Source organism: Rhizobium sp. SSA_523 (genome assembly GCF_030435705.1).
Classification (GTDB): domain Bacteria; phylum Pseudomonadota; class Alphaproteobacteria; order Rhizobiales; family Rhizobiaceae; genus Neorhizobium.
Map to the genome: position 1 here is coordinate 3,557,403 of NZ_CP129382.1, position 26,549 is coordinate 3,583,951.

Consider the following 26,549-nt stretch of genomic DNA (forward strand, 5'->3'; position numbering starts at 1 on the left):
GCGCCGTCAGGGCTTCTGCCTGTAGAAGATCATGCCGCCATGATGCAGCGTATCTTCATCGACAAAGGTGCCGTCGGCGGTAAAGCCTGTATCGTCCCAGTAGTCGATATGCTCGCCGCTCACTTCATATCGGCCCTGATAGGCGCTCTGCCGCGTGCCCCGCGCCTCGTCATAGCGCCCGTTGGGCAGGAGCTCCTGGCGGATCCGGCCATCGCCGGTGACCCACATTCCCACATAACGGCCAATATCACGGCCATCACTGCGCCCATCCTGGGGTGGCGCACCGGACTTCTTCTGCAGGTCGACCTGCGTGGTTTTCTGCTGCGGCATGGCGTCCTCCGCTTTGACACTGGTGGGGGCCACCGTGCCGAGCGATGCGGCAGCAGTGGCGATGACGGCGGCAATATGCGAGCTCACCGGTCTGGTCATGGCTGGCTCCCTTTCTGAAAGATTTGGCGGTTCAGAAGGCGGCGCGCGTCGGGCGCACCACGATCTCGTTGACATCGACATCCTCCGGCTGCTCGATTGCAAAGCGCACGGCCCGTCCGATGGCATCGGGCGTCAAGGCGATGGCGCGGTAGGATTTCATCGCTTCGATGGCGGTCTTGTCGGTGATCGTCTCCGCAAGCTCGCTCTCCACGACACCTGGATGGATGCAGGTGACGCGCAGGCGGTCGTTTTCCTGGCGAAGGCCATCAGAAATCGCCCGGACCGCATATTTGGTGGCGCAGTACACGGCCGCAGTCGGAGAGACAGTCAGCGCGCCGACCGAGGCAATGTTGATGATCTGACCCGAGCCGCGCTCGGTCATGTCCTGCAATACGGCCGCAATACCATAGAGCACGCCCTTGATGTTGACATCGACCATCCTGTCCCATTCCTCGACCTTCAGCGAGGCCATCGGCGACAGCGGCATGACGCCGGCATTGTTGATCAGGACATCGATCCGGCCATAGGCCTCCCGCGCAGCATCCGCAAAGCGTGCCATGTCGGCGCGGTCGGTGACGTCCAGCTTGCGGACCATGACGGTGCCGCCGGCTGCGCGGATTTCCTCGGCCACGGCGTTCAGCCGGTCCAGGCGCCTGGCGCCCAGCACCAGAGTGGCGCCGGTCTTGGCCAGTTCGTGCGCGATGCCGACGCCGATCCCGCTCGATGCGCCGGTGATGAGAATGACCTTGTTCATTTTGCGTCTCCTCTTGTTCCCGCTTCATTGCGGTTGAACGGAAGATAGGCAAAAGGCATTGTTGCGATAAGCCATCCATTGATTCACTCGATGTTTAGGAAATCTAACCAATGTCGCCGGACTATAATGCGCTTGCCGTTTTCGCCTTGGTCGCCGAGGAAAAGAGTTTCCGCGCCGCCGCCGATCGTCTGGGCGTGACCCGCTCCGCCGTCAGCCAGACCATGCGCAGGCTCGAAGAAACGCTCGGCATCGCCCTTGTCAGCCGCACCACCCGCAGCGTGGCGCTGACGGAAGCGGGCGAGCGGCTTTATGCGGAAGCGGCGCCGTGCCTGCGGGACATGCAGGCGGCGATGGATGCCGCGGCCAGTCTTCGCGACCGTCCGCGGGGCAGGCTCACCCTGGCCGTGTCGTCGATCGCCGAAAGCTTCCTGTCGGGGCCGTTGCTGGCCTCCTTCCTCGACGACAATCCGGAGGTCAAGCTGCATGTGACCGTGACCGACGAGGAATTCGATATCGTCGCGGAAGGCTATGATGCGGGGGTGCGGCTGGGAGAGGTCATTGCACAGGATATGATTGCGGTGCCGGTGTCCGGGCCGCAACGCCAGCTGGCCGTGGCGTCTCCGGCCTATCTTGAGCGGCTCGGCATGCCCGCCCATCCCAGCGAGCTTGCCGGCCGCCGCTGCATCGGATGGCGGCGAACGGCCGGTGTGGCGCCCTATCGCTGGGAATTCGAGGAGGAGGGGCGGGAATTCGCCGTGGCGGTGGACGATACGATCACCACGACCGATATGGCCCTGATGATCAAGCTGGCGGCTGCGGGCGCTGGTATCAGTTTCGGCATGGAGGACAGTTTCCGGCCGGCAATCGCCCGCGGCGAACTCGTTCCCGTCCTGGAAGCCTTCTGTCCGCCTTTTCCCGGCTTCTATCTCTACTATCCGAGCCGACGCAATATGGCGCCGAAACTGAAGGCGCTCGTCGAGCATGTGCGCCGGCATGCGCCGAAGGCGTGAACGGATCGGGACCCGTCCGAACCTGCGGCCTTGTCGATGCGCATGCCCCACGCCCAGGTTCCGTTCTCGGCCCCGCCCTCAGGCCCCGCCCTCAGGCCGAAGCGAGAGTCTCTTCGACGAAACCGCGATAGCTGCGCAGCGGACGGCCGAGGAGCCTTGTCAGGCGGTCTGCATCGCCAGCCTCCGGCAGCATGCCGTCGGTGAGGAAACGCTCCCCCATCATGCGCATGTCATAGGCCATCCATGGCGGCATGAACTGCTTGAGGTTGGTCTCGAAAGCCTGCGTGTCGTCGCCGGCATACTGGATCTGGCGGCCAAGGCCATCCGTCCAGATCCCGGCAATCTGCGCGCCCGTCAGGCTGTCCGGACCGACGAGATTGATGCGGTCGATGGGCAGCGGCTCCGGCGATTGCTCGCGGCGCAGCAGTTCCAGCGCCGCGATCTCGGCAATGTCGCGCACGTCGATCATCGCCAGTCCCTTATTGCCGACCGGCATGGGGTAGACGCCATAGGCGGTGATGGTGTCCTTGATCATCAGGTCGTTCTGAATGAAATAGGCCGGGCGCAGAATGGTCGCCTTCATTCCCATCTGCTCGATCATCCGCTCCACGGCGAACTTGCCGGCAAAATGGGGAACGTTGACATAGACATCGGCGTGGATCACCGAGAGATAGACGATCCGCTCGATGCCGGCGGCCCGCGCGAGGTTCAGGGCAACGAGAGCCTGGGTGAATTCGTCAGGCACCACGGCGTTCAGCAGAAACAGGGTGGAAACGCCATCCAGGGCGCGACGGAGCGATTCGATATCGAGAAAGTCTCCTTCGGCAAGGCTGACGCCTGCCGGAAAGCGGGCTTTGGAGGGATCGCGGACAAGGGCGCGCACATCGGCCCCATGGGCGACGAGATGCTGAACGACCTGGCTGCCGATATTGCCGGTGGCGCCGGTAACGAGAATGGTCATGAGATTGTCTCCGGGTGAGGTTGAGCTTGCTTGACACCCGGATCATGCCCGGTCCAATCTCGATCCAATAGCCCGCAAATCTGGACGTGGCGTCTCACAGGTGGAACAGCAGCATGGATCTCCTCGCTTTGGCGGACTTCAACCTGGTGGCGCGCCATGGCGGGTTCGGTAAGGCCGCACGGGCCTCTGGCCGCCCCAAGGCAACCCTGTCCCGTCGGGTTGCGGACCTCGAGGCGGCGCTCAATCTCCGGCTCTTCGAACGCGGTGGGCGGGATCTGAAGCTGACGCAGGAGGGGCGCGCCTTGCATGAGCGGACGGCCGCTCTGCTGACGGAACTCGATGAAACGGCCGCCTCCATCGCCTCCGGCGGCGAAAGACCGCGCGGCCGCCTGCGCATCAGCGCGCCGCTGCTGGTCTCGCAGACTGCCATGGGCCGCATCGCGGCTGGCTTCGTGCACATCTATCCGGAGATCCGGCTCCAGATCACCACCGAGGATCGCCCGGTCGACATGATCGAGGAGGGGTATGATCTGGTCATCCGGGTGAACCCGCATCCGGACGACACGCTTGTCGGGCGCCCCTTCCTGCGTGACCGGCTGGTTGTGGTGGCAAGTCCGGATCTTGCCCGGCCAGTGGCGGATCGCCCGGTCGCCGCTGTCGTCCGGGAGGCGAGAAGCCCTTTCGAAACCTGGCAGATGCGCGGCACTGACGGTCCTGTCGAGATCACCGTGGAGCCGGTGCTTGCGCTGTCCTCGCTCATCATGGTGCGGGATGCCGTGCGCGCCGGAACCGGCGTCGCCCGCCTGCCGATATCGCTGGTCAGCCACGATCTCGCGCAGGGCAGTCTGCAGCATTGGGGCGATGTCGAGGGATCGGATATTGCCCTCTGGGCGCTCTATCCCTCGCGCCGGCTGCTGAGTGCCCGCGTCAAGGCCTTTCTGGAGTATCTCAAGCAGGTCTTTCCAAACGGGACGCCCGACGAGCTTGCCGCCTTTATCGGCCCATAAGCGGGAGCATCGAGCCTCGGCATTCCCGCCGCCCTTAGCGGGCGGAGGCGGCAAGAGGCGCATCCAGCAGCAGGGAACGGTGGGCCGCAGCGCCTGCGAGATTGCCATCCCCCACCGCAAGCGCCAGCGAGGCCATGGGTCTTGCCGCGTCGCCGCAGGCGAAGATACCCTGCCGACTCGTCTCCTTCATCGGATCGGTCTTGATGATGGCGCCGAGCGGCCCGCTCTCCATGTCAAGGCCGAGCTGCTGCGGAAGGCCGTTTGCGATGTCGATCCGGGCAAGCGCGAACAGGCCCGAAAAGGACAGGCTGCGCCCGTCGGCGAGCCGGATATCGGCATGGCCGGTAATCGCATCCACCCGCTCTCTTTCAATGGCGACGCCGCGCGCGGCAAGCGCTGCAAGCTGATCGGCATCCGGCTCGAAGGCCTGATTGAGAAGGAGCGTGGTCTCGCCCCAATCCGGCAGCATCAGCGCGTGGTGCATGGAAAGCTCGGAACCGGCAAGCACTCCGATCCTGCCCTGATCAAGTTCGTAGCCATGGCAATAGGGGCAGTGAAACACGCTTTTGCCCCATCTCTCGCCCAGCCCTTCGATCTCGGGAAGCCTGTCCGTAACGCCGAAAGCCAGGATCAGTCGGCGGCCATGATGGGTCACGCCATTGGCAATGACATCGAAACCGCCGGGGGGCGACACGGCGTTCTCGGCTGGCCTTGCGCTCTTCGCCCGGCCTGAAAGCCAGCTGACGGTCGGATACTGCAGGACCTGCGCGCGGGCTTTCGCCGCAATTTCGGCCGGATCGATCCCGTCCTGCGTGAGGAAGCCATGCGACCGGGCAGCGAAGCGGTTGCGCCGCAGCCCTTCGTCGATAACAAGCACCCGCCGCCGGGCACGGCCCAGCTGCAGGGCGGCGGACAGACCCGCATAGCTGCCTCCGATAATGATGACGTCGAACATAGTCTCGCTCATGCCGGCTCCTTGTCTTCAATCTTGATTTCTCGCAACAGCATAAGTGACATGAGTGCGTAACGTCAACACTCAAGATACTCCATTTGTGTCGTGACCGGATTTCTGCTATGTCTCGCACCAGGCAGGGAAGTGGTCTAGGGTTGGTCAGCCCGTCGTCCGCAGGGTGGGCGCGCCTGACGGAAGGGCAAGATCATCGGGCGGCTGACTGTCGGCGCCGGGGATGCTCCAGCATCGCAAAACAGGGAAATCATCCATGAGGCACGACAGCCGGCTCTCGCGCATGCTGCATGTTCTGATCCATATGGGCCGTCATGAGGGCGCGATGACGTCCGAGATGATCGCCAAGATGCTAGACGCCAATCCCGTGGTGATCCGGCGCACCATGGCCGGGCTCCGCGACCAGGGCTATGTCGTCTCCGTCAAGGGGCATGGCGGCGGCTGGACGCTCGCACGTCCCCTGAAGGAGCTGACGCTTCTCGATATCTACCGTGCCGTGGGCGAACCCTCCATTTTCGCCGTCGGCCCCGCTTACGACATGCCGGGCTGCGTGATCGAACAGGCGGTCAACGCAACTTTGAAAGATGTCTTCGACGAGGCGGAGACGCTTCTACGGGAAAGATTTGCCGGCGTCACGCTGGCCGATGTGGCGAAGGATTTCCCGGCCATGGGCGGCCCGTCGGGGCAGGCGCACTGCGCATCCCGATCTGCTCCGGCGAAGGCCTGATCCTTATCCTGCTCCTCATCCGTCAAAACGGGGCGGTCAGGCCTGGTCCACCTCTATGGTGAGATGGGAGAGGTCGTGGATATGGGCCAGTTTGGCGCGGTAGATGGCCGTGGATTGCGGCGCCGCGGAGGACAGCGAAACGATGGCGCCATGATGGCCGGGACCGAGCTGCCAGACATGCAGGTCGGTGATCCGGTCGCCCTCCGTTTCAAGCGCCGCGCGGATTTCATCCGGCAGGTCTTCGCCGTCGGGCACGTAATCGAGCAGCACGCCACCGGCATGGGTCATCAGTCCCCATGACCAGCGGGCAATGACGATGCCGCCGACGACGCCCATGGCCGGGTCCATCCAGTTCAGGCCGTAAAGACTGCCGAACAAAAGGGCTATGATGGCGAGCACCGATGTCAGGGCATCGGCCAGGACATGGAGATAGGCCGCGCGCAGATTGTTGTCGGTGGCCTTTGCCGGCCCATCGCCCCGATCATGGGAATGGTGATGGGAATGGTGATGGGAATGGTCGTGGGAATGGTGATGGGCGTGTTCATGAGAATGGTCGTGCTTGTGCCCGTGATGATGGTGTCCCTGGTGGTGATGTCCAGCGTGGTGATGTCCATGGTGGTGATGATGCGCGCCGTCTTCGCGCAGCAGCCAGGCGCAGATGAGGTTGACCGCCAGTCCGAGAGCGGCCACGACAATGGCCTGGCCGAAATCGATCGCCACGGGCCTGTAGAAGCGCAGCAGGCTTTCCCAGCCGATCAGCAGCGCGATCAGCCCAAGCACGACAGCGCTCGCAAAGCCGGCAAGATCGCCGAGCTTGCCGGTTCCGAATGTAAAGCGCGGATTGTGGATGTTCCTGCGCGCATAGCGATAGGCCAGGGCGGCAATCAGCATGGCGGCAGCATGGGTGGACATATGCCAGCCATCGGCAACGAGCGCCATCGAGCCGAAAATGCTCCCGGCGGAAATTTCCACCACCATCATGGTCATGGTGATGGCAATCACCAGCCATGTGCGGCGCTCGTTGCGCTCATGACCGTCGCCGAGAAAGGCATGATCGTGCGGGCTTTGAAAGCGGGTGGTGGCGAGGTTCACTTCAGGTACCTCCTGATGACGTCGATCAGCTCCTCCGCGCCCTGCCGGCGGGCCGCGGCATCCTGATGGGCACCCGCGACATGCTCGCGGATATGCTCTTCGATCAGTTCGGTCGTCAGGCCGGTCACGGCGCCCCGCACCGAAGCGACGAGGTTGAGGGTCTCCGCGCAAGGCGCGTCCTCTTCCAGGGAACGCTCTATCGCTTCCATCTGGCCCTTCAGCCGCCGCACCCGCGCCAGAAGCTTGGCCTTATTCGCAATCAAATGACTCATAGCATAGGGGGGTACCCTATCCTGGCGGATCAGGCAAGGTCCCCCGCCCTTGCGACACAGCTGACAAAACCGGGCAGAGCAGGGTGGTTATGCGGCGTCAGCCGGGTTTCGAGGGCGTTACGATCCGTTCGAAAAAATCGAGCGGCGTTTCGCCGGCAAGCCTCTCCGTTGCAAAGACAAGCCGGTCCTCGCGGCGGTTCGCGCCTTCCGTTTTCGTCAGCGCGGCAATGATCTTTGCCGGAGCCGCTTTCGACAGCGTGATCGCCAGCGCCTTCGGACCGGCCTCGAGCTTTGCAAAACCCAGACGGGCTGCGGCAAGCTGCAGCCTCGTCGTCCGCAGAAGCAGCAGCACCTCTTGCGGCGGCTCGCCGAAACGATCCTCGAACTCGTCTTCCAGGTCATCCATTTCGCTTAGGGCCGCGGCGCGCAGGAGCCGGGCGTAGAGATTGAGCCTGACCGCCGGATCCGAGATGTAATCCGCCGGAATGCTGCCGGCCACGCCGAGGTTGAGAACGGCGCGCGAGGCGGTGGGGCCGGCTTGCCGGCGCAGTTTCGCGACGGCACTCGCCAGGAGCTTCTGGTAAAGGCCGATGCCGATCGCCCTGATATGGCCGGCCTGGTTCTCGCCCGCCAGGTCGCCGCCGCCGCGAAGGTCGAGATCGCGCAAGGCGATGGCAAGGCCGGAGCCCAGCCGGTCGTTCTCGACCAGGGTGGAGAGCCGCAAGCGCGTATCTTCGGAAAGCTCGTTGCCCTCCGGCGTCAGGAAGACGGCCATGCCTTGCGCTGCGGCGCGCCCCACGCGTCCGCGCAATTGGTGAAGCTGCGCCAGGCCAAACAGTTCGGCGCGCCAGACGAACATGGTATTGGCGCGCGGCACGTCCAGGCCGTTTTCGATGATGTTGGTGGCCAGCAGCACATCGCCATCACCCTCCGCAAAGGCGACGATCGCCTCATCGATGGCCGCGGCCGGCATCTTGCCATGGGCCAGCCTGACCGAAAGCTCCGGCACGACCTTTCGCAGGATCGCCTCCACCTCGTCCATGTCCTCGATCCGGGGCACGACGACGAAGCTCTGCCCGCCGCGGCGATATTCGCGCATCAGCCCCGTGCGCAGCGAGGCGCTGTCGAAGGCCGCAAGCGAGGTGCGGACCGGACGGCGCTTTGTCGGCGGCGTCGTCAGCAGGCTGACCTCCTGGACCCCGATCATCGCCGATTGCATCGTGCGCGGAATGGGTGTCGCCGACATGGCCAGCATATGCAGCGCCGGCGCCAGGGCGCTCATCGCCTGCTTCTCCTTCAGGCCGAACCGGTGCTCCTCATCCACGATCAGCAGGCCAAGGCTTTCGAACTCTATGCTTTTTGCCAGGATGGCCTGGGTGGCGACGACGACGCGCAGTCCGCCGTCGGCCAGCGCCGCCTTGACCTCCTGCGCCTTGGCCGGCTTGACCAGCCGCGACAACATGCCGACCGAAATGCCGGTTCCCGCGAAGCGATGCTCAAACGTGGCCAGATGCTGCCGCGCCAGCACGGTCGTTGGCGCAATGACCACCACCTGGCCCCCGGCAAGCGCCACCGCGGCGGCCGCGCGCAGGGCAATTTCCGTCTTGCCGAAGCCGACATCGCCGCAGATGAGGCGGTTCATCGCCTGACCGGAGGCCAGATCGGCAAGCACTGCGCGGATGGCCTCTGCCTGGTCGGGCGTTTCGGCATAGGGGAAGCGCCGGGCAAAGGCGGAAAAGGCGGCGCGCGGCGGCACGAAGATCTCTGCGCGCGATGCCTGCCGCTGCCTGGCAATGGCTGCCAGATGGCGCGCCGTCGCCTGGATGTCCTTCGCGATCTTCTCGCGCTTCTTCTGCCAGGCCTCGGTGTGAAGCCGATCCAGCGACACCGCCTCGGCCTCCGAACCGTAGCGCCACAGACGGCCGAACTCGTCCATCGGCACGAGGATCGATCCGCCATCGCGATATTCCAGGCGCGCCGCATCATGCGCCACGCCTTCGATCTCGATGCTTTCCAGATCTCTCAGAACGCCGACCCCGTGATCTTCGTGCACGACGACATCGCCGATCCGCAGCTCGGGTTCGGCCAGCAGCGTGGAGGAGGTGGGTAGAGCGCTGGCTTCGCCGGCGGCGGCAAGGACGGCAATCCGGTTTTCCGCGTCGATGAAGCCCTGCTCGAGATCGCAGGGCAGTTTCACGAGGCTCGCTTCCTCTGCCGCCAGGACGGCATCCCAGCTGTCGGCGGATGTAATCGATTGTCCCGTGGCCTGGGCGAGGCGCCGGCACAGCGCCTCGAGACTCCGGCCCCTGCCGGCGAGGACGAACTTGCGTTTCTGTTGCAGGCCGGTCTGCACGAAGGCGGCCAGCGCCTTCCGCGCACCACCCATTTGTGATGCCTCCACCGGCAGGCGTCCGCCAGTTCCGAGATCCAGCGGTTCGGCCGGAGACCGGCTGGCATAGGAGGTAAAGTCATCAGGGGTGAGATAGAGCGACCGCGCGGCGGACGTCTCGGACTCGCCCAGGCTTTCCCGGGACTGGCGCGCATCCTCGATAATGTCGAAATATCGCGTCACCCGTTCGTCCGCGCCTTGCGCAATATGCACGGGCGCCTCGCCAAGCACTTCGAAGACCGCCGGCATCGCGTCATAGAGGCGGCAGAGCTCCGTCTCCATCGTGCAGGAGGCATTCGGCTCGGGCGTGCTCTTGCGCGCCATGCGGTCGCTGTCGCCGACATTGTCACTGTCGCCGTCACTGTCGCTATCGAGAGCCTCGTCCGGATCCTCGCCGCGAACGGCCTCCGATGCCGGGCCCAGCGTTACCCGGTCCAGAAAGCTTTCGGTGCGTTGGGAGACACGATCGAAACCGCGCAATTCCTGGACGCGATCCTCTTTCGAGAGAACGATCCGCATCGGCCCCGGCGCGCCGGCGGGATAGATATCGATCACGCCCTCGCGAACCACCACCTCGCCGGGATCGTCGGCGACACCTTCCTCGATATAGCCTGTCTGTCGGACAAAGGCGGCGAAAGCCTCCCTGTCAAAGGCTTCCCCGACCACCAGATCGAGCTTGGCGTGCTGGATGACCGAGGCCGGCGGAACACGCTGCAGCACCGCTTCCAGCGAGGTGATCAGGAGCTTCGGTTCGCCGCGGCCACCGTTCCAGATCCGCAGCGCATCCATGCGCCGACCCATGCAATGGCGCGAAGGCGGGACGCGGTCATAGGGAAGGCAGTCCCAGGGCGGCAGCACGAGACAGGGAATGTGCGGAAAGAGCGCAAGCAGCGCCGCGGCAATCTCATCGGCGGCGCCGTCACTCAGCGCCACATAGCATTGCGAGCGACCGGAGAGCTTGAGGAGGGCGGCAAGCCGTGTGGCGACCAGTCCCGCCGGCGGCTTTTCCGGGGTGGGCCGCTCCTCTGCGGCCCGCGGCTTTGTCACCTGTTCGGCTTCGTACTCAACGACACTCACATGTACCTGCCATTTCATCGCCGGCCCTCTGCCGGTCTGCAAGAACACCCGTGTCGCCCCCTTGTTCCGCGGGCCCCAGCCCGCACGTGCAAAACCTGGCCGTCCCGGCGCAGCGCAAGGCCGATCCGCCGGACAGGGCCTCGCAAGCGACAGCCTGCCTACCGGGCAAGGTTCCGGCGGTGCTCTCTCCAGACGGTGAACAATCCGGCGCCGACGACGATGACGGCTCCGACGATCATGTTCGCCGTCAGCGTCTCGTTGAAGAAGAGCGTGGCAATGGCCACGCTGAGGACAAGTTGCAGATAGGTGACCGGCTGCACCTCCACCGCGGTCAGCTTGCTGTAGGCCTTGATCAGGAAGTAATGGCTTGTCGCGCCGCAGATGCAGAGCGCCGCCATGGCGGGCCAGTCCTGCAGGGCGATGGGCGTCCAGAAGAAAGGGCCGATGAGGGAGGCGGTCAAGGCGCCGGCAATGCCCGCATAGAAGACGCTGGTGACCGGGGCATCCGTCGTGCCCACCGCCCGCGTCGCAATATTGTAGAGCGCATAGAGGAAGCTTGCAGCCAGCGGGATGAGCAGGCGCAGGTCGAACGCGACGTTCAGCGGGTTCAGGATCACCATGACGCCGACGAGGCCGACAACCACGGCAAGCCCGCGCTTCCAGCCGACCTGCTCGCCCAGAAGCGGAATGGACAGGATCGTCACCATCAACGGGGTCACCTGCATGATGGCCTGGCTCATGGCGAGACCGGCCGTGGTGAAGGCGATGACGACGACGATCACTTCGGTCACCAGAAGCACCCCGCGCAGCGCCTGGAGAACCGGCCGTCGCGTCCTCGAGGCGGCACGGATGCCGCCGGGAGATCTGGCCGCCAGGATCGTCACGAAGACGGCAAAGGCCCAGAAGCGGATCATGGTCACCATGATCGGCGGATATTTCTCGCCCAGAAGCTTCGAAAATGCATCCTGCCCCGCGAAGATGGTGATCGCGATCAGCACATACAGGTAACCGAGTGTCTTGTTGCTCATGAAATGGCCAAAAAAAAGGGCTCACGGTTGCCCGGAGCCCATATAGTTTGAAGGTCATAAACCTCCAGAGGGGAACAGCAGATACGCGGAACTGGGAGGAAGCCGCGCTGTGCATCTGCTATGGGCGGTATGCACTTTTTTTGATCAGAAACCTAATGGTTCTTGTGCAGTGCAGCTATGTCCCTGGCGCATTGCTCGCGCTGTGATCTTTGCGCCCCACCGATGCCGATGCCGATGCCGATGTCGAGGCCGGAATTTCTTTTCATCCTCTACCGGCGATCAGCGGTCGCGTCATAGCGCTTCGCGGCCGCTTCGACCTTGTCTCCATTGTCTGCCGCCCAGGCGCACAGCGCCTCGAATGGCTGGCGCAGCGAATGGCCAAGCGGCGTAATGGCATATTCCACGCCGATCGGCTGCGTCGGCAGGACGGTTCGCGTCACGAGCCCGTTCCGCTCGAGCCGCTTCAACGCGTCGGCGAGCGCCTTGTGGGTGATCCCGTCGAGCCTCCGCTTGATTTCGTTGAAGCGCGCAGGCTTGGGGCAGATCACCGTCAGGATCATGATCGTCCATTTGTCGGCGATCTTGTCGAGCACCGGGCGGACCAGCGGCATGTCGCAGAGGGCGCGGTGGGACAGGGCTTCGAGGTCGGTATAGTCATCCATATCTAGGCTACTTCAGGTGCGTAATTGATACCAGATATCGAATCTATATCATGCCCGGACCATCAACTGAAAGGAAATGTGATGGCTCGTATGCATGACAAGACTGCCCTGATCGTCGGCGGTGCCAAGGGCATAGGCCTGGCCATTGCCGAGCGGCTTTCCGCCGAAGGCGCCAGGGTCTTTATCACCAGCCGTCGACCCGACGATGCGTTGAAGGCCGCCCAGGCCATCGGCCATGGCGCAGTGGGTATTGCCGCCGATGCCGGCGACCCGGATGATTTGGTGACCGCCGTCGAGACGGTGCGCAGGGCACATGGACGCATCGACGCGCTCGTGCTGAATGCAGGACTCTCCGAACCGGCTGAGATTGCCGAGATAACGCCCGAGCACTTCGACCGTCACTTCGACGTCAATGTCCGCGGAATGGTGTTCGGTCTGCAGGCGGCTTTGCCCGCGATGACGGGAGGCGGATCGGTCGTTCTGGTCGGTTCGATTGCCGATAATGCCGGCTACGCCTCCTACGGGACCTATGCCGCCACCAAAGCAGCGGTGCGCTCCTATGCCCGCACCTGGACGGCGGAGCTTGCGCCCAAAGGCATCCGCGTGAATGTCGTTGCCCCCGGTCCGACGGATACCGAAATGATGGCCGCGGTTGCGGACGACAAGCGCGCCGAACTGGTCGCGCCGATTCCGATGGGGCGGATGGCGCGGCCTTCGGAAGTGGCTGCGGCCGCTCTTTTCCTGTTGAGCGAGGACGCCAGTTACATTGCCGGTGCCGAACTCTGCGTCGATGGCGGTTTGCGACAGGTCTGACCTCTTTTGAAGAAACCGCCCCCGGCGAAGGCGGCCGGGGGCGGAGCCTGGCCGGACGGGAGATCCGGAGAGGGGGCCGGAGAGGGGTCATGAGAGTGGCGGCAGAGCCCCGGCGAAGGCGGCATCAATCCTGCGCTGTCGGCCGGACCACGATGCTGCCGATTTCCACATCGCCGGGTTGTTCGATCGCAAAGCCTATGGCGCGTGCGATCGCGTCCGGCGAAATGGCAAGCTCTTCCTTGCGCTTCAGGATCGCCGCCCGGATCTGAGGATCGGCGATAGCGGCATCGGCGAAGCCCGTATCGATGAAGCCCGGCGATATCTCCGTGACCCGCAGGTTCCGGCCGGATTCCTGCCGCAGGGCCTCGGTGGCTGTCCGCAATGCATTCTTGGTCGCGGCATAGACACCCATTGTCGGCACGATCTTCAGGCCGGCCGTCGATACGACATTGACGACATGCCCGCTGCCCTGGCGCGCGAAGACGGGCATGTCCTGTACCAGACGACAGGGCGGCACGTGTTGATCGAGGCGACTTGCAATCAGGTGAACCACCTCGGCGGCTATACAGGACTTACTCCCTCCGATTTCGTCGGCTTGGTGTTGGGGATCGCCAAGGAAGAGGGGCTCGATCAAAATCTGATCATCTTCGGGGGTGACCATCTCGGCCCTAATCCTTGGAAGAAAGAGCCCGCCGAAGAAGCGCTTCGGAAGGCTCATACCATGGTTGAGGCCTATGTCGCTGCGGGTTTTACGAAGATCCACATAGACACGTCCATGGGCTGCGCAGGTGAGCCCGCCGCACTGGACGACAGGACAATCGCCAATCGGGCGGCCGACATATGCAGGACCGCGGAAGCCGCGGCACTGAGGTCCGGTTTTGCGCCACCTGTCTACATCCTCGGTACGGAGGTGCCGGTTATCTTCAAAACAAGTTGGTCGCATAGAGGGCACGGTTTTTACAACGGCCATTTTTACGCCTTCACTCGAACATGGAGGTGAATGCCTGAAGTTCTGGCTGACGCCCAGTGGTTTCAGAACGACGAGATCAAGTCGTCCCCTCGAGCTGCTTCAAGACCGGGGCTGCGCGCCACCGTCAGCTCGACGCGATAGTTCGCCCGGATGGCATCGATGTGCGGTATCGGAACACGATTGTTGAGGAGGTAGTTGCCGGGCTGGCAGCGAGTCAAAGCAGCCGGGACGCGTGGCCGCCAATAGAAGATGTTTCCCCGGCGGATCAGATTTTCGACCTCGTGGCGGACTGCCATGACGAATGCCCTGTCTTTGCCCGGAGCTTTGTCCCTCGCGCTTGAACGGCGTGGGCATCAGTTTTGGGCATCAGGTCGCCAATGATGCCAAAACACTATCCGGCACGACTGGAAAATCAAGGAACTAAGGGCTTCTAGGGAGAATTGGCTGGGGAACCTGGATTCGAACCAAGATTAACGGAGTCAGAGTCCGTCGTTCTACCATTGAACTATTCCCCAATCGTCAGGCTTTGCCTGTCGATCAGAGCGGTTGTGCCGGTTGCCGGGCAACGGGCCGCTTTTGGTGGCCCCGACCGCTTCGAGGGCGCTTTCTAACAGATTCTGCCGGTCGATCAAGTGCCGTGCAACACTTTTTCGACAGGGCCGCCTGACGCCTGCCGCGCTTGCGGGTCCGGCGGCTTCGTCCTGGCCCGTCTCCATGCGTCCGGCGCCTGCGATTTCCAAGGAATATGGGGCTTTGAACAGGCATAATCGCGTGCCGCGTCACAGGCTGGGCAGGCGGCTCGGCCGGCCCTTGTCTTGCCGCCGCCATGCCGGGCCTTGCCTGCACCGCGATAAAGCCATTGGCGAAACTCCTTCACACTGTTATCTTAAGGGCAACGAAACAGATGAGTGCCGCAGCGAGCTTTGCAGAGCTCTTGCGCGGCCAGATGGACAGATCCGTGATGAACCCCGACAGCGGCGGCAAGCCGCCCGAAGGCGGGGCGTCGACGACAGGACGGTCGGGCAAGAAATCCCGCCGTCGAAAGGGCAGGCGAGACGCAACCGCGTCTGCGGCGGCTCCTGTTGCGCATGGCAGCGAAACGGCGGAAAGCCGCGCTGTCCGACGTCCCGATACCGAGGACAACAAAGCACCGCGCAAGCGCAAGCGTCGCCGGGCGCGTGCGGCCGAGCGTCAGCGCCCGAAGACTGCCGAGGCGTCCGCCGCGGCCGGACGCGGGGCCGACGCCTCTCGCCCGGATGCCCAGCGCCCGGATGTGCAGCGCCCGGAGGCCCAGCGCCAGGATTCCCACCGCTCGGACCGCCCGCGTCCAGATCACCAGCGTGCGGATAGCCAGCGTGCCGATGGCCAGCGGCACGGCCATCCTCACAGGGAGACCGCCGCTCACGGGGAGCCCGCCCAGGCCGATCCGCCTCACATTGTGTCGCACCACGGCGCTGCGCGGGGAAGCGATCCCGCCCGCGCCCATCCGGCGCATGCGCAGGCTTCAGATCCCCACGTTTCAGATCATCAGGCGCTCAAGGCCCATGGTCCTGCCCGGCCGGAAGACACCGATGGGCGGGCCCGCAATGGCCGCCGTCGCGGTCGCGGCCGTAAGAAAGGCGAAGCGCGAGGCCCCCAGGGGCGGCCGCTCGTGCCGCAGCCAAAGGCGCCGGGAGAGAGATCCGCCGCAGAGCGCGGCCCTGCCTTCCGCCAAGGGCATAATCCCGGCCACGGTTCAGGTCAGAATGCCGGCCACGGTCCTGGGCATGCGCCGGCTCAGGGCCAGGCTCATCCCCACGGCCATTCGCACTCCGCCGCTGCGGGCGGGGCACGGGCGTCCGGCGCGCGGGAGGCCCATTCAAGGCATGCGCAGACCAAGTCGCATCCCGGTGCCCTTCCACATGATCGCCCGCATGGCCCGCGTGCCTCGCATGAGGCGCGGGATCACAGGGAGCATCGCGACAATAGGGATCACAGGGATCATCGGGCACGCGGGCGCGACGAGATGGAGGCCGGCGATCCGGCCCGCCGTCGCAGCGGCGCGGAGGATCTCTATGCCGCCCTCGATCTCGGCACGAATAATTGCCGGCTTTTGATCGCTCAGCCGACGCGGCCCGGCCAGTTCCGCGTCGTGGATGCCTTTTCGCGCATCGTGCGGCTCGGCGAAGGTCTCGCCAGGACGGGACGCCTCTCGGACGATGCCATGGATCGCGCCGTGGAAGCCCTGCGCATCTGCGCCGCCAAGCTGGCAACCCGGCAGATCCGCCGGATGCGGCTGATCGCAACGGAAGCCTGCCGCGCCGCCGAAAACGGTGAGGAATTCCTGCAGCGGGTCACCGAGGAGACGGGACTTGCCCTGGAAATCATCGATCGCGAGACCGAGGCACGGCTGGCCGTCTCCGGCTGCTCGTCGCTGGTCGGCCGGGAGGCGCGCTCGGTGGTGCTCTTCGATATCGGCGGCGGATCCTCGGAGATCGCGGTGATCCGCATCAAGGACAACCGCTCCAGCCGCCTGGCCAATCACATCACCCATTGGACATCGCTGCCGGTCGGCGTGGTCACTCTGTCGGAACGGCATGGCGGCCGCAATGTGACGCCGGATGTCTTCGCCGCCATGGTGGCGGAAGTGGAATCCATGCTGGAGGGTTTCCAGTGCCCGCCGCTTGTCGGGCGGGAGGATGATTTCCACCTGATCGGCACGTCGGGAACCGTCACGACGCTTGCCGGCGTGCATCTGGATCTGCAGCGCTATGACCGGCGCAAGGTGGATGGTCTCTGGCTGTCGGATCACGAAGTCTCCGCCATGCAGGCAAGGCTCCTGTCCTGGGATTTCGATGGCCGGGCCGCCAATCCCTGCATCGGCCCGGATCGGGCGGATCTGGTCCTTGCCGGCTGCGCCATTCTGGAAGCGATCCGAAGGCGCTGGCCGAGCCGGCGCATGCGGGTGGCCGATCGGGGCCTGCGGGAGGGGCTGCTCACCGATATGATGGCCGATGACGGCGTCTGGCGCAGGCTGCGCCGCCGCTCCATGGAGAGCGCCAGCCAGACCGGCACGGCCCCGGGGGAAACGGCCGGGCTTCAACAGGATCTCGCGGAGAAAAGCCGATGACGAAAACGCCGATCGGCCGCAAGCTCGGCCAGAAGGTCAAGAAGGGCAAGCTGAAGGCCTCCTCAAGACGCTGGCTCGAACGCCATATCAATGATCCCTATGTGCAGCGCGCCAAGCTGGAAGGCTACCGCGCCCGCGCCGCCTTCAAGCTTCTGGAGATCGACGAGAAGCACCAGGTCCTGAAGGGGGCAAGGCGCATCATCGATCTGGGCGCGGCGCCGGGCAGCTGGTCGCAGATCGCCGCAAAGGTCACTGGCTCCACGGAAGACGATATCCGTGTCGCGGCGATCGATTTCCTGGAGGTCGTGCCGATCCCGGGCGTGAAGATCCTGCAGCTCGATTTTCTCGATCCCACCGCGCCGGACCTCCTGCTTGAGGCGGTCGGCGGCACGCCGGATCTCGTAATGTCCGACATGGCAGCGCCGACCACCGGCCATCAGAAGACCGATCACCTGCGCACCATGCATCTGTGCGAGGTGGCGGCGCATTTCGCCATCGAGGTTCTGGGAGAAGGCGGACACTTCCTGGCCAAGACCTTCCAAGGCGGCACGGAACGTGAGCTTCTGACCCTGCTCAAGCAGAATTTCCGCCAGGTCCTGCATATCAAGCCTGCCTCGTCCCGCTCGGAATCGGTGGAAATGTTCCTGCTCGCCAAGGGCTTCAAGGGACGCCGCGCGGCCCGGCCGGAACTGGCGGCGGACGAAGATGCCGCAGCCGATGAGGATTTGGCGGCGGATCGGGACCTCGCAGCCGATGAGGAACTCTCAGCGGACCGGGCGTAACGCGCCCTGTCCCGGTCGGGGCGTCAATGCCTTCACCTCATCCGCGCTGCTTCGGCTCGGGGGCTCATTCCCCGGGTGCCTCCGCCGTCGCGGTAGGGCGCCGATGGCCGGAGACGCCGGCCCCGGCATCCGCCGGCAGCTTCAGCAAGGGCAATAGGGCGGCCAGCGAAATGGCCGAGACAAGATAGAAGGCCAGGTGGAAATCCTGCAGCTGCAGGTGCGAGCCGGACAGATAGGATGATGCCTCCAGCACGAAGGCGGCAAAGGCCACGCCCAGTGCCAGGCTCACCTGCTGCATCACCGAACTGATCGAGGTTGCCTGGCTGGCCTCGTCATCGCCGATCTCCGAATAGCTCAGCGCATTGGTGCCGGTGAAGAACATCGAGCGCGCCAGGCCGGAGGCAAACAGGAACAGGATGATCAGCGCCTGCGGCGTGGCTTCGGTAAACAAGCCGTTGACGGCCGTGGTCGCCGCGCCGGCAATGCTGGCGCCGATCAGCGTGGTGCGGAAGCCGGTGGCCGCAAACAGCCGCTTGGCCACGAATTTCACCGTCAATGCGCCGAGCGCTCCGGCAAAGGTGGTGAGTCCGGATTGGAACGGCGTCATGCCGAAGGCAAGCTGCAGCATCAGCGGCATCAGAAAGGGAACGGCGCCCGTGGCGATGCGGAACAGGGTGCCGCTGGTGATCGCGGCGCGGAAGGCCTGGTTGGCAAACAGGGAAAGCCTGAGGATCGGTGCAGGATGGCGCCTCTGGTGGCGCAGATAAAGCGCGCCGCAGACAAGGCCAATGGCCGTGGTGACCACGCCGACCGCAGGTGGAAGCGCCGGCAGGCTGACGACGGACAGGCCGAAAACGGTGCCGGATGCTGCAAGCGAGATCAGCAGGAAGCCCGTCACGTCCAGGGGCGGCGTCACCCGCTTCTCGATCTCGGGCAGGTGGATGCTGGCAAGCCAGATGCCGATCACGCCGACCGGCAGGTTGATGAGAAAGATCCAGTGCCAGGTGAAATAGGTGGTGATGAAGCCGCCGACCGGCGGACCGGTCAAGGGTCCGACAAGCGCCGGAATGGTCAAGAGCGCCATGGCCGAGACCAGGTCCTTCTTCTCTGTCGTGCGCAGCAGAACCAGCCGGCCCACCGGCGTCATCATTGCTCCACCCATGCCCTGCAGGAAGCGCGAGACGACGAATTCCACGACCGAGCCGGAGACCGCGCAACAGAGCGACCCGACCATGAAGACGATGATCGCCAGCCGGAAGATCGTCTTTGCGCCGAATTTGTCGGCCATCCAGCCGCTGATCGGAATGAACACGGCCAGCGCCACCATATAGGATGTCAGCGCCAGCTTCAGCGTGATGGGGCCGACGCCCAGATCGGTGGCGATCGCCGGCAGTGCCGTGGAAATCACCGTGGAATCCATCTGCTCCATGAAGAGCGCGACAGCGAGGATAAGCGGGACGATGCGATTCATGGGCAGGATCATCACGAGGTCAGGTGGCTTCTCCCTACGCTCAACGCGCCGGGACCGCCACAACAATCAGAACGGGCAGACGGCGAATCACGACTGCGTGAGAGGCGTTCTCCAACGCCGAGCGCGGCATATCTCAAGCCGGGACCGAATGGCATAGGGGCCAATTCTTATAGAAAAGCGCGAACGGTCGCGCGCATCGGAGGTTCAAATGGCGCAGGTGAAGTTGGGACGGCGGTTTCTGTTGGGAACCGCGGGGGTGGGCGTGCTGGCGGCACCGGCCATCCTCTCGGGCCGGGCACATGCCCAAACGGCAACGCAGGCAGGCGCCCAGACGGGTGCCCAGACGGGTGGCCAGACAACAGGTGGCCAGACGGCGACGATGGACAAAGCTATGACGACGCAAATGCCGCCGCCGGTCGACGGCTTCAAGCTGGGCGATTTCGAGGTTCTGGTCGTGCGCGACGGCGCGCGCCCTTCCGGCAAGCCGAACGAGACCTTCGGCACCAATCAGAGCGCCGAGGCCGTGGGAGAACTGCTTGAGGAAAACTTCCTGCCCGCGGACAATTTCGTCAATTCCTTCTCGCCGACCTTGGTCAAAGCGGGCAATGAGCTTGTCCTCTTCGATACCGGCTTTGGCGCCGCAGGCCGCGCCAATGGCATGGGCCGCCTTCAGGACGGCATGAAGCTTGCGGGCTATGCGCCCGAGGATGTCACGATCGTCGTGCTGACCCATCTGCATGGCGACCATATCGGCGGGTTGATGGAGAACGGCAAAGCTGCCTTTCCCAATGCCCGCTATGTGACGGGACAGCGCGAATATGATTTCTGGACCAGCGCCGAGCGTGCCGGCACGCCGGCAGAAGGCGGCCAGAAGGCGGTCATGGCCAATGTGAAGCCGCTGGCCGAGAAGATGACCTTCATCGACGAAGGCGGCTCGATAATCTCCGGCATCACCGGCATGAATGCTTTCGGCCATACGCCTGGCCACATGATCTACACGCTGGAATCGGCGGGCCGACAACTGGTGCTCACTGCCGATACGGCCAATCATTACGTCCTGTCGCTGCAAAGGCCGGAATGGGAGGTACGCTTCGACATGGACAAGGCCGCGGCCGCCGCCACGCGCAAGCGCGTCTTCGACATGCTGGCGACCGACAAGGTGGCCTTCCTCGGCTATCACATGCCCTTCCCCTCGGTCGGCTTCGTGGAAAAGCAGGATAGCGGCTACCGCTTCGTGCCCAAGAGCTACCAGTTCGACATCTGACATTGTGACGGCAGAAAGGCTCCCGCGATCGTCGTCGCGGGAGCCTGTTCACAGGAGGATCTTGTCACCGCAGGATCCGCCGACGGCGGGATTGCGAAGATGGGGATCTTCGGTTGCGGCTTTGGCCGGTCACGCCGCAGCCTCCTCCTCCTCCAGTCCGCGGATATCGTCGAGGAGGCCCGGTCCGGCCGGATGCCAGTCCAGCCGCCGGCGGGTCGCCTCACCAGACGCATACATGTCGCTCTGCATGAAATGCGAAAGCCAGCCGAAATGCGTTGCCGCGGCATTGCCGTGCAGCGAGGCCACCGGAAGCGCCAGACGCTCGCCCACGGCTGCCGCGATCGCGTGAAGGGGAATGCCGTCCTCGGCAACCGCGTGATAGCATCCGCCTGCGCTCTGCCGCTCGAGCGCCAGCCGGTAGAGCCGGGCCGTATCCTTCACGGGTGCTGCCGACCAGCGGCATGCACCATCCCCCACCATGGCCGAAACGCCCGTCTTGCGGGCAAGCGTGATGAGCTCCGTGACAAGCCCCTGCTTGCGGGTATCGTGGATCTGCGAGAGGCGCACGAAGGAGATGTTGAGGCCGCGATCGAGCAGGCTGCGGCCGGCGCGTTCCGAGAGAATGCGCGGGCTTGGATAGTGGCTGTCGAAATGGTCCTCGATGGCGGGCTTGCCGGGCTCCATAGTTCCAAAGGCGGTGATCGAGGTGATGATCAGCGGTCGCTGCGAACCGTTAAGGGCCGTGCCCAGCGCTTCGATAATGCGCGCATCCTTTTCGCAATTGGCGGCGTAATTCGAAAAGTCATGGTCGAAGGCCGTGTGAATGACGCCGTCGCAGCCGCGCGCGCCTTCGGTGAGGCTCTCGGCCCGGTCCAGATCGCCGTGAAAGGCCGAGGCGCCGATCGCCGCGAGACGCTCGGCGCCCGTCTGGGACCGTGCAAGGCCCACCACCTGGTGCCCTGCACGCAGCAGTTCTTGCGCCACGTTGAGGCCGATAAAGCCCGTTGCTCCCGTCAGAAAGATCCGCATGTCATATCTCCTGTCTTGTTCGGAGAGCGTCATGGACCTAGACTGTATCCTGTTAAAGTAGTGACTTTATCATGGTATAGGATCTAACAGCCTCGCAATGACCAAAGCGCAAGATACATTGGCCGGCTATCTTCGGGACCGGCGCCTCAGGCTTGATCCGGCGGCCTTCGGCTTCACCGGCAGCCGCCGCAGGACCACAGGGCTGAGGCGGGAAGAGGTGGCGCAGCGCGCCAATATCAGCCCCACCTGGTACACCTGGCTGGAGCAGGGACGCGGCGGTGCTCCCTCGGCAGATGTCCTCAACCGCATCGCCGCCGGCCTGATGCTGACGGAGCCGGAGCGTCAGCATCTCTTCATGCTGGGGCTCGGCCATCCGCCCGAGGCGCGCTACCGGCCGGTCGAGGGGATCTCGCCCCGGCTGCAGCGGCTTCTGGATGCGATGGACACCACGCCCGCCATCGTTCGGACGGCCACCTGGGATGTGGTGGCCTGGAATGCCGCGGCCTGTGTGGTGATGACCGATTATGCCGCGCTGCCGCCGTCGGAGCGCAATATCCTGCGGCTGGTCTTCTGCAATCCGAGGGTTCGCGCGGCGCAGCAGGATTTCGCCGGCATTGCCCGCTTCGTCGTCGCCGCCTTCCGGGCCGATGCGGCCCGCGCCGGCGCCAATGCCGAAATCACCGATCTGGTCGCCGAACTGAGCGCCAAGAGCCCGGATTTCGCCCGCCTCTGGACCGCGCATGATGTCACGCAGCACGGCGAGGGCACCAAGCGGCTGAACCATGCGATCCTCGGTCCGATCGAGCTCGAATATTCCGGCTTCTCCGTCGATGGCCGTCCGGATCTCGGGCTTGTCGTCTATAATCCGGTACAGGCGCAGGATGCGGACCGTATTCGCGCGCTGGTCAAGGCGAGGAAAGGCTGACGGGCACCGGCGGAAGGCCGGAAAGCGGTGCACGGATTTTTTGTATTTCCTTCCCGTCATAACCGTGTTACCAGCCCTCGCCAACTTCCCATTCCCGAAGACCGCATCCGGTAGCCTCCCAACCGGACGGACTTCCTTTACTGAAGGAAATTGGCATGGCTCGCATTGTAGAATCCGCAACCGGCGCAGATGCGCTCACCTTCGACGACGTGCTGCTGCAGCCCGGTCATTCCGAAGTCATGCCGGGTCAGACCAATATCGCCACCCGCATTGCCCAGGATATCGAGCTCAACCTGCCGATCATTTCCTCTGCCATGGATACGGTCACCGAGAGCCGCCTGGCGATCGCCATGGCGCAATCCGGCGGAATGGGCGTCATCCACCGCAATCTCACGCCCGTCGAACAGGCGGAAGAAGTGCGGCAGGTGAAGAAGTTCGAAAGCGGCATGGTCGTCAATCCGGTGACCATCGGTCCCGATGCCACGCTGGCGGAAGCCAAGTCCCTGATGAAGGCGCATGGCATCTCCGGCATTCCGGTGGTGGAAAACGGCGGCAATGGCGGCCACAAGACCGGCCGCCTGGTCGGCATCCTGACCAATCGCGACGTGCGCTTCGCCTCCGATCCGGGCCAGAAGATCTATGAGCTGATGACGCGCGAAAACCTGATCACCGTCAAGGAAAGCGTCGAGCAGGCCGAAGCCAAGCGGCTCCTGCACCAGCATCGCATCGAAAAGCTTCTGGTGGTCGACGGCCAGGGCCATTGCGTCGGTCTGATCACCGTCAAGGACATCGAGAAGTCGCAGCTCAACCCGAATGCCTCGAAGGACGTGCAGGGCCGCCTGCGGGTCGCCGCCGCCATCTCGACCGGCGATGACGGACGCGAGCGTGCCGAACGCCTGATCGAGGCAGGGGTCGATGTCATCGTCGTCGACACCGCGCATGGCCACAGCCAGAAGGTTCTCGATGCCGTCGCCGAAGTGAAGAAGATGACCAATTCGGTCCGCATCATCGCCGGCAATGTCGCGACCGGCGAGGGCACCCGCGCGCTGATCGATGCCGGGGCGGATTGCATCAAGGTCGGCATCGGTCCGGGATCGATCTGCACCACCCGCGTGGTGGCCGGCGTCGGCGTTCCGCAGCTGGCGGCCGTGATGGCCGCCGTCGAGGAGGCCAACAAGCACGGCATCCCGGTGATTGCCGATGGCGGCATCAAGTTTTCCGGCGACGTGGCCAAGGCGATCGCCGCCGGCGCCTCCGCCGTCATGGTCGGCTCGCTGCTGGCCGGCACGGATGAAAGCCCGGGCGAGGTCTATCTCTACCAGGGCCGTTCCTTCAAGGCCTATCGCGGCATGGGCTCGGTGGGCGCCATGGCACGCGGCTCGGCCGATCGCTATTTCCAGGCCGAGGTGCGCGACACGCTGAAGCTGGTGCCGGAAGGCATCGAAGGCCAGGTGCCCTACAAGGGCCCGGTCTCGGCCGTGCTGCACCAGCTGGCCGGCGGCCTGAAGGCAGCCATGGGCTATGTCGGCGGACGCGATCTCAAGGAATTCCAGGAGCGGGCGACCTTTGTCCGCATCTCCGGCGCCGGCCTGCGCGAAAGCCATCCGCACGGCGTGACGATCACACGCGAAAGCCCCAATTATCCCGGCGCCAGCAGCTGATCCTTCTGCCCCTACCGCCGGCGGCCGAATGATTGAAAGCCGCCGGCGCTTGGCTATTCTGACCCCGCCGGCAATCGTGCCGGTTTCTTCGGGGGTTTTCATGAAACGATTGATTGCTTGTGCGTCCCTGGCTCTGGCTCTGGCTTTTGCTGCGGCGCCGCTTTCGCATGCCGTGGCGCAGACGGTGGAGGCCGGCCTTTACGATGTGTCGGGGACCAATCTCGACGGATCGCAATATTCGGGAACGGCGCGGATCCAGCTGATGAGCGAGACGACCTGCTCCATCGAATGGAAGACCGGCACCACGACCTCCACCGGCATCTGCATGCTGCATGAGGATGCCTTCGCGGCGGGCTATGTGCTGGGCGACAGTGTCGGGCTCATCATCTACCAGGTGAAGCGCGGCGGCGTTCTGGATGGGGTCTGGACCATATCCGGCGAAGACGGCGCCGGAACCGAGATCTTGCGTCTGCGCAGGTAAACGGGCCATAAGAGGCTGCGGGCGCCTGGCCCGCGGCCGTCGATTTCTGCAGGGAGAGAGCGCATCCATGACCACCAACGAAGCCATGATCTGGCCGATGATTGCCCATGTGGCGTTGGTCTTCCTGCTGTATTTCATCCTGTCGGGGCGTCGTGTGGCGGCGGTCAGGGCAGGGCGCGCCACCGTGGCGCAATTTCGCGAGAACCTGAAGGAGCCCGATGACAGCCTCTTCGTCCACAACAATCTGAAGAACCAGTTCGAGCTGCCGATCCTCTTCCACGTGGTCTGCATTACGCTTTACGTGGTGCAGGGCGATAATATCGGCACGGTCCTTTTGGCCTGGGCCTTCGTCCTGTCGCGCTATGTGCATGCCTATATCCATGTCACCAGCAATCGCATCCGTTATCGCCGCCCCGCCTTCATCGCCGGCTTTGCATGCCTCGCGCTGCTCTGGGCCTGGCTCGCCGTCTGGCTGGCGATGACCTGATCGATATTCGTGAGCCGAAATTTGCTGCAGATCAAAGGCAAGCCATCGGTCTTCCACTAGAAGAGGGCAGGATCGGGTGTCAGGACCCGTCCGGGTTGCTTGTGCAGAGGAGCGCAGGCCCGTCTCTCGAAAGGATGATGATCATGGCGCAGATGATGAAGGCAGCAGTGGTGCGCGAATTCGGCAAGCCGCTGGTGATCGAGGAGATGCCGATCCCGGATCCCGGCCCGGGCCAGATTCTCGTCAAATACGAAGCGACGGGCGTTTGCCATACGGATCTGCATGCCGCCAATGGCGATTGGCCGGTCAAGCCCAATCCGCCTTTCATTCCCGGCCATGAAGGGGTCGGCTATGTGGCAAAGCTCGGCGCCGGCGTCTCGCGCGTCAAGGAAGGGGATCGGGTCGGGGTGCCGTGGCTGCACACCGCCTGCGGCTGCTGCAATCCCTGCCGGACCGGCTGGGAGACCCTTTGCGGCTCGCAGCAGAACACCGGCTATTCGGTCAACGGTACTTTTGCGCAATACGGCCTGGCGGATCCCGATTTCTGCGGCCGTCTGCCGGATAATTTGGAATTCGGCCCGGCCGCACCCGTTCTCTGCGCCGGCGTCACCGTCTACAAGGGCCTGAAGGAAACCGAGGTGCGGCCCGGCGAATGGGTGGTCATTTCCGGTATCGGCGGTCTCGGCCACATGGCCGTGCAATATGCCAAGGCCATGGGCATGCATGTGGTCGCAGCAGATATTTTCGATGAAAAGCTCGATCTTGCCCGCAAGCTCGGTGCCGACGTCACGGTGAACGGCCGGGATGCCGATGCGATCGAACAGGTGCAGAAGGCAACCGGAGGAGCGCATGGCGCCTTGGTCACGGCCGTCTCTCCGAAAGCCATGGAACAGGCCTATGGCTTCCTGCGCTCCAAGGGCACGATGGCGCTGGTCGGCCTGCCGCCCGGCTTCGTCTCCCTGCCGGTCTTCGAGACGGTGCTGAAACGCATCACGGTTCGCGGCTCCATCGTCGGCACCCGCCAGGATCTGGAGGAAAGCCTGATGTTTGCCGGTGAGGGCAAGGTGGCCTCGCATTTCTCCTGGGACAAGATCGAAAACATCAACGCCATCTTCCATCGCATGGAAGAGGGCAAGATCGACGGCCGCATCGTTCTCGATCTCGCCGCCTGACCGCCCGCTTTCA

The 26,549-nt window shown here is 64.2% G+C and carries 24 protein-coding genes, 1 tRNA gene and 2 pseudogenes; 13 read left to right on the forward strand and 14 right to left on the reverse strand.

Translation table 11 applies throughout. From position 1 onward, the window contains the following. Nucleotides 1-6: 6 nt before the first annotated feature. Entirely contained in the window at nt 7-429 is a 423-nt protein-coding gene (locus QTJ18_RS25105) for an Atu4866 domain-containing protein (protein WP_252753881.1), read from the reverse strand. 31 nt (nt 430-460) lie between these two features. Further along, nucleotides 461-1,183, reverse strand: a complete 723-nt coding sequence (locus tag QTJ18_RS25110; protein WP_252753882.1) for an SDR family oxidoreductase — start codon at nt 1,181-1,183, stop codon at nt 461-463. 110 nt (nt 1,184-1,293) lie between these two features. Here QTJ18_RS25110 and QTJ18_RS25115 point away from each other — a divergent pair, with 110 nt between their 5' ends. Further along, nucleotides 1,294-2,193 carry a LysR family transcriptional regulator gene (locus QTJ18_RS25115; protein WP_252753883.1) on the forward strand — a complete coding sequence of 300 codons (900 nt, stop codon included), beginning with the start codon at nt 1,294-1,296 and terminating at the stop codon, nt 2,191-2,193. Between the two features lie 91 nt (nt 2,194-2,284). On the opposite strand, the gene QTJ18_RS25120 is transcribed toward QTJ18_RS25115, so the two are convergent. Then, the gene (locus QTJ18_RS25120) at nt 2,285-3,154 is read right to left on the reverse strand and encodes an SDR family oxidoreductase (protein WP_252753884.1); all 870 of its coding nucleotides are present in this window, start codon (nt 3,152-3,154) and stop codon (nt 2,285-2,287) included. A gap of 113 nt (nt 3,155-3,267) precedes the next feature. On the opposite strand from QTJ18_RS25120, the gene QTJ18_RS25125 reads away from it, so the two are divergent. Beyond that, complete coding sequence (locus QTJ18_RS25125; protein ID WP_252753885.1) at nt 3,268-4,161, forward strand: LysR family transcriptional regulator; 894 nt, start codon at nt 3,268-3,270, stop codon at nt 4,159-4,161. Between the two features lie 34 nt (nt 4,162-4,195). On the opposite strand, the gene QTJ18_RS25130 is transcribed toward QTJ18_RS25125, so the two are convergent. Beyond that, complete coding sequence (locus tag QTJ18_RS25130) at nt 4,196-5,128, reverse strand: NAD(P)/FAD-dependent oxidoreductase (RefSeq protein WP_252753886.1); 933 nt, start codon at nt 5,126-5,128, stop codon at nt 4,196-4,198. A 253-nt stretch (nt 5,129-5,381) separates the two neighbouring features. Between QTJ18_RS25130 and QTJ18_RS25135 the strand changes: the two genes are divergently transcribed. Then, nucleotides 5,382-5,852 carry an Rrf2 family transcriptional regulator gene (locus QTJ18_RS25135; protein ID WP_252753887.1) on the forward strand — a complete coding sequence of 157 codons (471 nt, stop codon included), beginning with the start codon at nt 5,382-5,384 and terminating at the stop codon, nt 5,850-5,852. Nucleotides 5,853-5,888: 36 nt separating this feature from the next. On the opposite strand, the gene dmeF is transcribed toward QTJ18_RS25135, so the two are convergent. The 5 genes from dmeF to QTJ18_RS25160 all read right to left on the reverse strand — a co-directional run bounded on the left by dmeF (nt 5,889) and on the right by QTJ18_RS25160 (nt 12,372). After that, a complete protein-coding gene (gene dmeF / locus QTJ18_RS25140; RefSeq protein ID WP_252753888.1) occupies nt 5,889-6,944 on the reverse strand; it encodes a CDF family Co(II)/Ni(II) efflux transporter DmeF in 1,056 nt (351 codons plus the stop codon). Beyond that, the gene (locus tag QTJ18_RS25145; RefSeq protein WP_252753889.1) at nt 6,941-7,216 is read right to left on the reverse strand and encodes a metal/formaldehyde-sensitive transcriptional repressor; all 276 of its coding nucleotides are present in this window, start codon (nt 7,214-7,216) and stop codon (nt 6,941-6,943) included. Before QTJ18_RS25145 ends, dmeF begins: the two co-directional genes overlap by 4 nt. A 97-nt stretch (nt 7,217-7,313) precedes the next feature. Continuing rightward, nucleotides 7,314-10,700 carry a DEAD/DEAH box helicase gene (locus QTJ18_RS25150; RefSeq protein ID WP_252753890.1) on the reverse strand — a complete coding sequence of 1,129 codons (3,387 nt, stop codon included), beginning with the start codon at nt 10,698-10,700 and terminating at the stop codon, nt 7,314-7,316. Nucleotides 10,701-10,840: 140 nt separating this feature from the next. Then, nucleotides 10,841-11,710: a DMT family transporter gene (locus QTJ18_RS25155; protein ID WP_252753891.1), complete on the reverse strand. Its 870-nt coding sequence runs from the start codon at nt 11,708-11,710 to the stop codon at nt 10,841-10,843. A 269-nt stretch (nt 11,711-11,979) separates the two neighbouring features. Beyond that, on the reverse strand, nt 11,980-12,372 hold the full coding sequence (locus tag QTJ18_RS25160; protein ID WP_252753892.1) for a winged helix-turn-helix transcriptional regulator: 393 nt from the start codon (nt 12,370-12,372) through the stop codon (nt 11,980-11,982). 81 nt (nt 12,373-12,453) lie between these two features. On the opposite strand from QTJ18_RS25160, the gene QTJ18_RS25165 reads away from it, so the two are divergent. Beyond that, entirely contained in the window at nt 12,454-13,185 is a 732-nt protein-coding gene (locus tag QTJ18_RS25165; protein ID WP_252753893.1) for an SDR family NAD(P)-dependent oxidoreductase, read from the forward strand. Between the two features lie 124 nt (nt 13,186-13,309). Here the strand turns inward: QTJ18_RS25165 and QTJ18_RS25170 are convergent. Beyond that, nucleotides 13,310-13,675 (reverse strand): annotated as a pseudogene (locus QTJ18_RS25170) (SDR family oxidoreductase); the annotation flags it as partial. A gap of 27 nt (nt 13,676-13,702) precedes the next feature. Here QTJ18_RS25170 and QTJ18_RS25175 point away from each other — a divergent pair. Beyond that, a pseudogene (locus tag QTJ18_RS25175) lies at nt 13,703-14,101 on the forward strand (class II D-tagatose-bisphosphate aldolase non-catalytic subunit); the annotation flags it as partial. 116 nt (nt 14,102-14,217) lie between these two features. Here QTJ18_RS25175 and QTJ18_RS25180 read toward each other — a convergent pair. Together QTJ18_RS25180 and QTJ18_RS25185 are read right to left on the reverse strand one after the other, a co-directional pair. Next, nucleotides 14,218-14,451, reverse strand: coding sequence for a hypothetical protein (locus QTJ18_RS25180; RefSeq protein ID WP_252753894.1), 234 nt, complete (start codon nt 14,449-14,451; stop codon nt 14,218-14,220). A 145-nt stretch (nt 14,452-14,596) separates the two neighbouring features. After that, nucleotides 14,597-14,670: transfer RNA gene (locus QTJ18_RS25185), tRNA-Gln, on the reverse strand. Nucleotides 14,671-15,593: 923 nt separating this feature from the next. Between QTJ18_RS25185 and QTJ18_RS25190 the strand changes: the two genes are divergently transcribed. Together QTJ18_RS25190 and QTJ18_RS25195 are read left to right on the forward strand one after the other, a co-directional pair. Continuing rightward, the gene (locus QTJ18_RS25190; RefSeq protein WP_489667240.1) at nt 15,594-17,264 is read left to right on the forward strand and encodes a Ppx/GppA phosphatase family protein; all 1,671 of its coding nucleotides are present in this window, start codon (nt 15,594-15,596) and stop codon (nt 17,262-17,264) included. After that, nucleotides 17,261-18,046 carry an RlmE family RNA methyltransferase gene (locus QTJ18_RS25195; RefSeq protein ID WP_252753895.1) on the forward strand — a complete coding sequence of 262 codons (786 nt, stop codon included), beginning with the start codon at nt 17,261-17,263 and terminating at the stop codon, nt 18,044-18,046. Before QTJ18_RS25190 ends, QTJ18_RS25195 begins: the two co-directional genes overlap by 4 nt. A gap of 64 nt (nt 18,047-18,110) precedes the next feature. Here QTJ18_RS25195 and QTJ18_RS25200 read toward each other — a convergent pair whose 3' ends face one another. Further along, on the reverse strand, nt 18,111-19,517 hold the full coding sequence (locus QTJ18_RS25200) for a DHA2 family efflux MFS transporter permease subunit (RefSeq protein WP_252753896.1): 1,407 nt from the start codon (nt 19,515-19,517) through the stop codon (nt 18,111-18,113). Nucleotides 19,518-19,725: 208 nt separating this feature from the next. On the opposite strand from QTJ18_RS25200, the gene QTJ18_RS25205 reads away from it, so the two are divergent. Further along, nucleotides 19,726-20,781 (forward strand): MBL fold metallo-hydrolase, encoded by a 1,056-nt coding sequence (locus QTJ18_RS25205; RefSeq protein ID WP_252753897.1) that lies wholly within the window; start codon nt 19,726-19,728, stop codon nt 20,779-20,781. 129 nt (nt 20,782-20,910) lie between these two features. Here QTJ18_RS25205 and QTJ18_RS25210 read toward each other — a convergent pair whose 3' ends face one another. Beyond that, entirely contained in the window at nt 20,911-21,810 is a 900-nt protein-coding gene (locus QTJ18_RS25210) for an SDR family oxidoreductase (RefSeq protein WP_252753898.1), read from the reverse strand. Between the two features lie 97 nt (nt 21,811-21,907). On the opposite strand from QTJ18_RS25210, the gene QTJ18_RS25215 reads away from it, so the two are divergent. The 5 genes from QTJ18_RS25215 (at nt 21,908) to adhP (ending at nt 26,536) form a co-directional block, all read left to right on the forward strand. Continuing rightward, nucleotides 21,908-22,735, forward strand: coding sequence for a helix-turn-helix transcriptional regulator (locus QTJ18_RS25215; protein ID WP_252753899.1), 828 nt, complete (start codon nt 21,908-21,910; stop codon nt 22,733-22,735). A 155-nt stretch (nt 22,736-22,890) separates the two neighbouring features. Continuing rightward, on the forward strand, nt 22,891-24,396 hold the full coding sequence (gene guaB / locus QTJ18_RS25220; RefSeq protein ID WP_252753900.1) for an IMP dehydrogenase: 1,506 nt from the start codon (nt 22,891-22,893) through the stop codon (nt 24,394-24,396). Between the two features lie 100 nt (nt 24,397-24,496). Then, nucleotides 24,497-24,877, forward strand: coding sequence for a hypothetical protein (locus tag QTJ18_RS25225; protein WP_252753901.1), 381 nt, complete (start codon nt 24,497-24,499; stop codon nt 24,875-24,877). Between the two features lie 67 nt (nt 24,878-24,944). Next, complete coding sequence (locus tag QTJ18_RS25230) at nt 24,945-25,364, forward strand: MAPEG family protein (RefSeq protein WP_252753902.1); 420 nt, start codon at nt 24,945-24,947, stop codon at nt 25,362-25,364. Between the two features lie 143 nt (nt 25,365-25,507). Next, a complete protein-coding gene (gene adhP / locus QTJ18_RS25235; protein ID WP_252753903.1) occupies nt 25,508-26,536 on the forward strand; it encodes an alcohol dehydrogenase AdhP in 1,029 nt (342 codons plus the stop codon). Nucleotides 26,537-26,549 lie beyond the last annotated feature (13 nt).

What these genes read in the sequence shown, in the direction of transcription:
- adhP (WP_252753903.1), top strand. Translation starts at nt 25,508, where the DNA reads ATGGCGCAGATGATGAAGGCAGCAGTGGTGCGCGAATTCGGCAAGCCG.
- QTJ18_RS25155 (WP_252753891.1), bottom strand. Translation starts at nt 11,710, where the DNA reads ATGAGCAACAAGACACTCGGTTACCTGTATGTGCTGATCGCGATCACC.
- QTJ18_RS25145 (WP_252753889.1), bottom strand. Translation starts at nt 7,216, where the DNA reads ATGAGTCATTTGATTGCGAATAAGGCCAAGCTTCTGGCGCGGGTGCGG.
- QTJ18_RS25125 (WP_252753885.1), top strand. Translation starts at nt 3,268, where the DNA reads ATGGATCTCCTCGCTTTGGCGGACTTCAACCTGGTGGCGCGCCATGGC.
- QTJ18_RS25135 (WP_252753887.1), top strand. Translation starts at nt 5,382, where the DNA reads ATGAGGCACGACAGCCGGCTCTCGCGCATGCTGCATGTTCTGATCCAT.
- QTJ18_RS25165 (WP_252753893.1), top strand. Translation starts at nt 12,454, where the DNA reads ATGGCTCGTATGCATGACAAGACTGCCCTGATCGTCGGCGGTGCCAAG.
- QTJ18_RS25225 (WP_252753901.1), top strand. Translation starts at nt 24,497, where the DNA reads ATGAAACGATTGATTGCTTGTGCGTCCCTGGCTCTGGCTCTGGCTTTT.
- QTJ18_RS25195 (WP_252753895.1), top strand. Translation starts at nt 17,261, where the DNA reads ATGACGAAAACGCCGATCGGCCGCAAGCTCGGCCAGAAGGTCAAGAAG.
- QTJ18_RS25210 (WP_252753898.1), bottom strand. Translation starts at nt 21,810, where the DNA reads ATGCGGATCTTTCTGACGGGAGCAACGGGCTTTATCGGCCTCAACGTG.
- QTJ18_RS25110 (WP_252753882.1), bottom strand. Translation starts at nt 1,183, where the DNA reads ATGAACAAGGTCATTCTCATCACCGGCGCATCGAGCGGGATCGGCGTC.
- QTJ18_RS25205 (WP_252753897.1), top strand. Translation starts at nt 19,726, where the DNA reads ATGGCGCAGGTGAAGTTGGGACGGCGGTTTCTGTTGGGAACCGCGGGG.
- QTJ18_RS25150 (WP_252753890.1), bottom strand. Translation starts at nt 10,700, where the DNA reads ATGAAATGGCAGGTACATGTGAGTGTCGTTGAGTACGAAGCCGAACAG.
- QTJ18_RS25115 (WP_252753883.1), top strand. Translation starts at nt 1,294, where the DNA reads ATGTCGCCGGACTATAATGCGCTTGCCGTTTTCGCCTTGGTCGCCGAG.
- QTJ18_RS25200 (WP_252753896.1), bottom strand. Translation starts at nt 19,517, where the DNA reads ATGAATCGCATCGTCCCGCTTATCCTCGCTGTCGCGCTCTTCATGGAG.
- QTJ18_RS25120 (WP_252753884.1), bottom strand. Translation starts at nt 3,154, where the DNA reads ATGACCATTCTCGTTACCGGCGCCACCGGCAATATCGGCAGCCAGGTC.
- guaB (WP_252753900.1), top strand. Translation starts at nt 22,891, where the DNA reads ATGGCTCGCATTGTAGAATCCGCAACCGGCGCAGATGCGCTCACCTTC.
- QTJ18_RS25160 (WP_252753892.1), bottom strand. Translation starts at nt 12,372, where the DNA reads ATGGATGACTATACCGACCTCGAAGCCCTGTCCCACCGCGCCCTCTGC.
- QTJ18_RS25180 (WP_252753894.1), bottom strand. Translation starts at nt 14,451, where the DNA reads ATGGCAGTCCGCCACGAGGTCGAAAATCTGATCCGCCGGGGAAACATC.
- QTJ18_RS25130 (WP_252753886.1), bottom strand. Translation starts at nt 5,128, where the DNA reads ATGAGCGAGACTATGTTCGACGTCATCATTATCGGAGGCAGCTATGCG.
- QTJ18_RS25215 (WP_252753899.1), top strand. Translation starts at nt 21,908, where the DNA reads ATGACCAAAGCGCAAGATACATTGGCCGGCTATCTTCGGGACCGGCGC.
- QTJ18_RS25105 (WP_252753881.1), bottom strand. Translation starts at nt 429, where the DNA reads ATGACCAGACCGGTGAGCTCGCATATTGCCGCCGTCATCGCCACTGCT.
- QTJ18_RS25230 (WP_252753902.1), top strand. Translation starts at nt 24,945, where the DNA reads ATGACCACCAACGAAGCCATGATCTGGCCGATGATTGCCCATGTGGCG.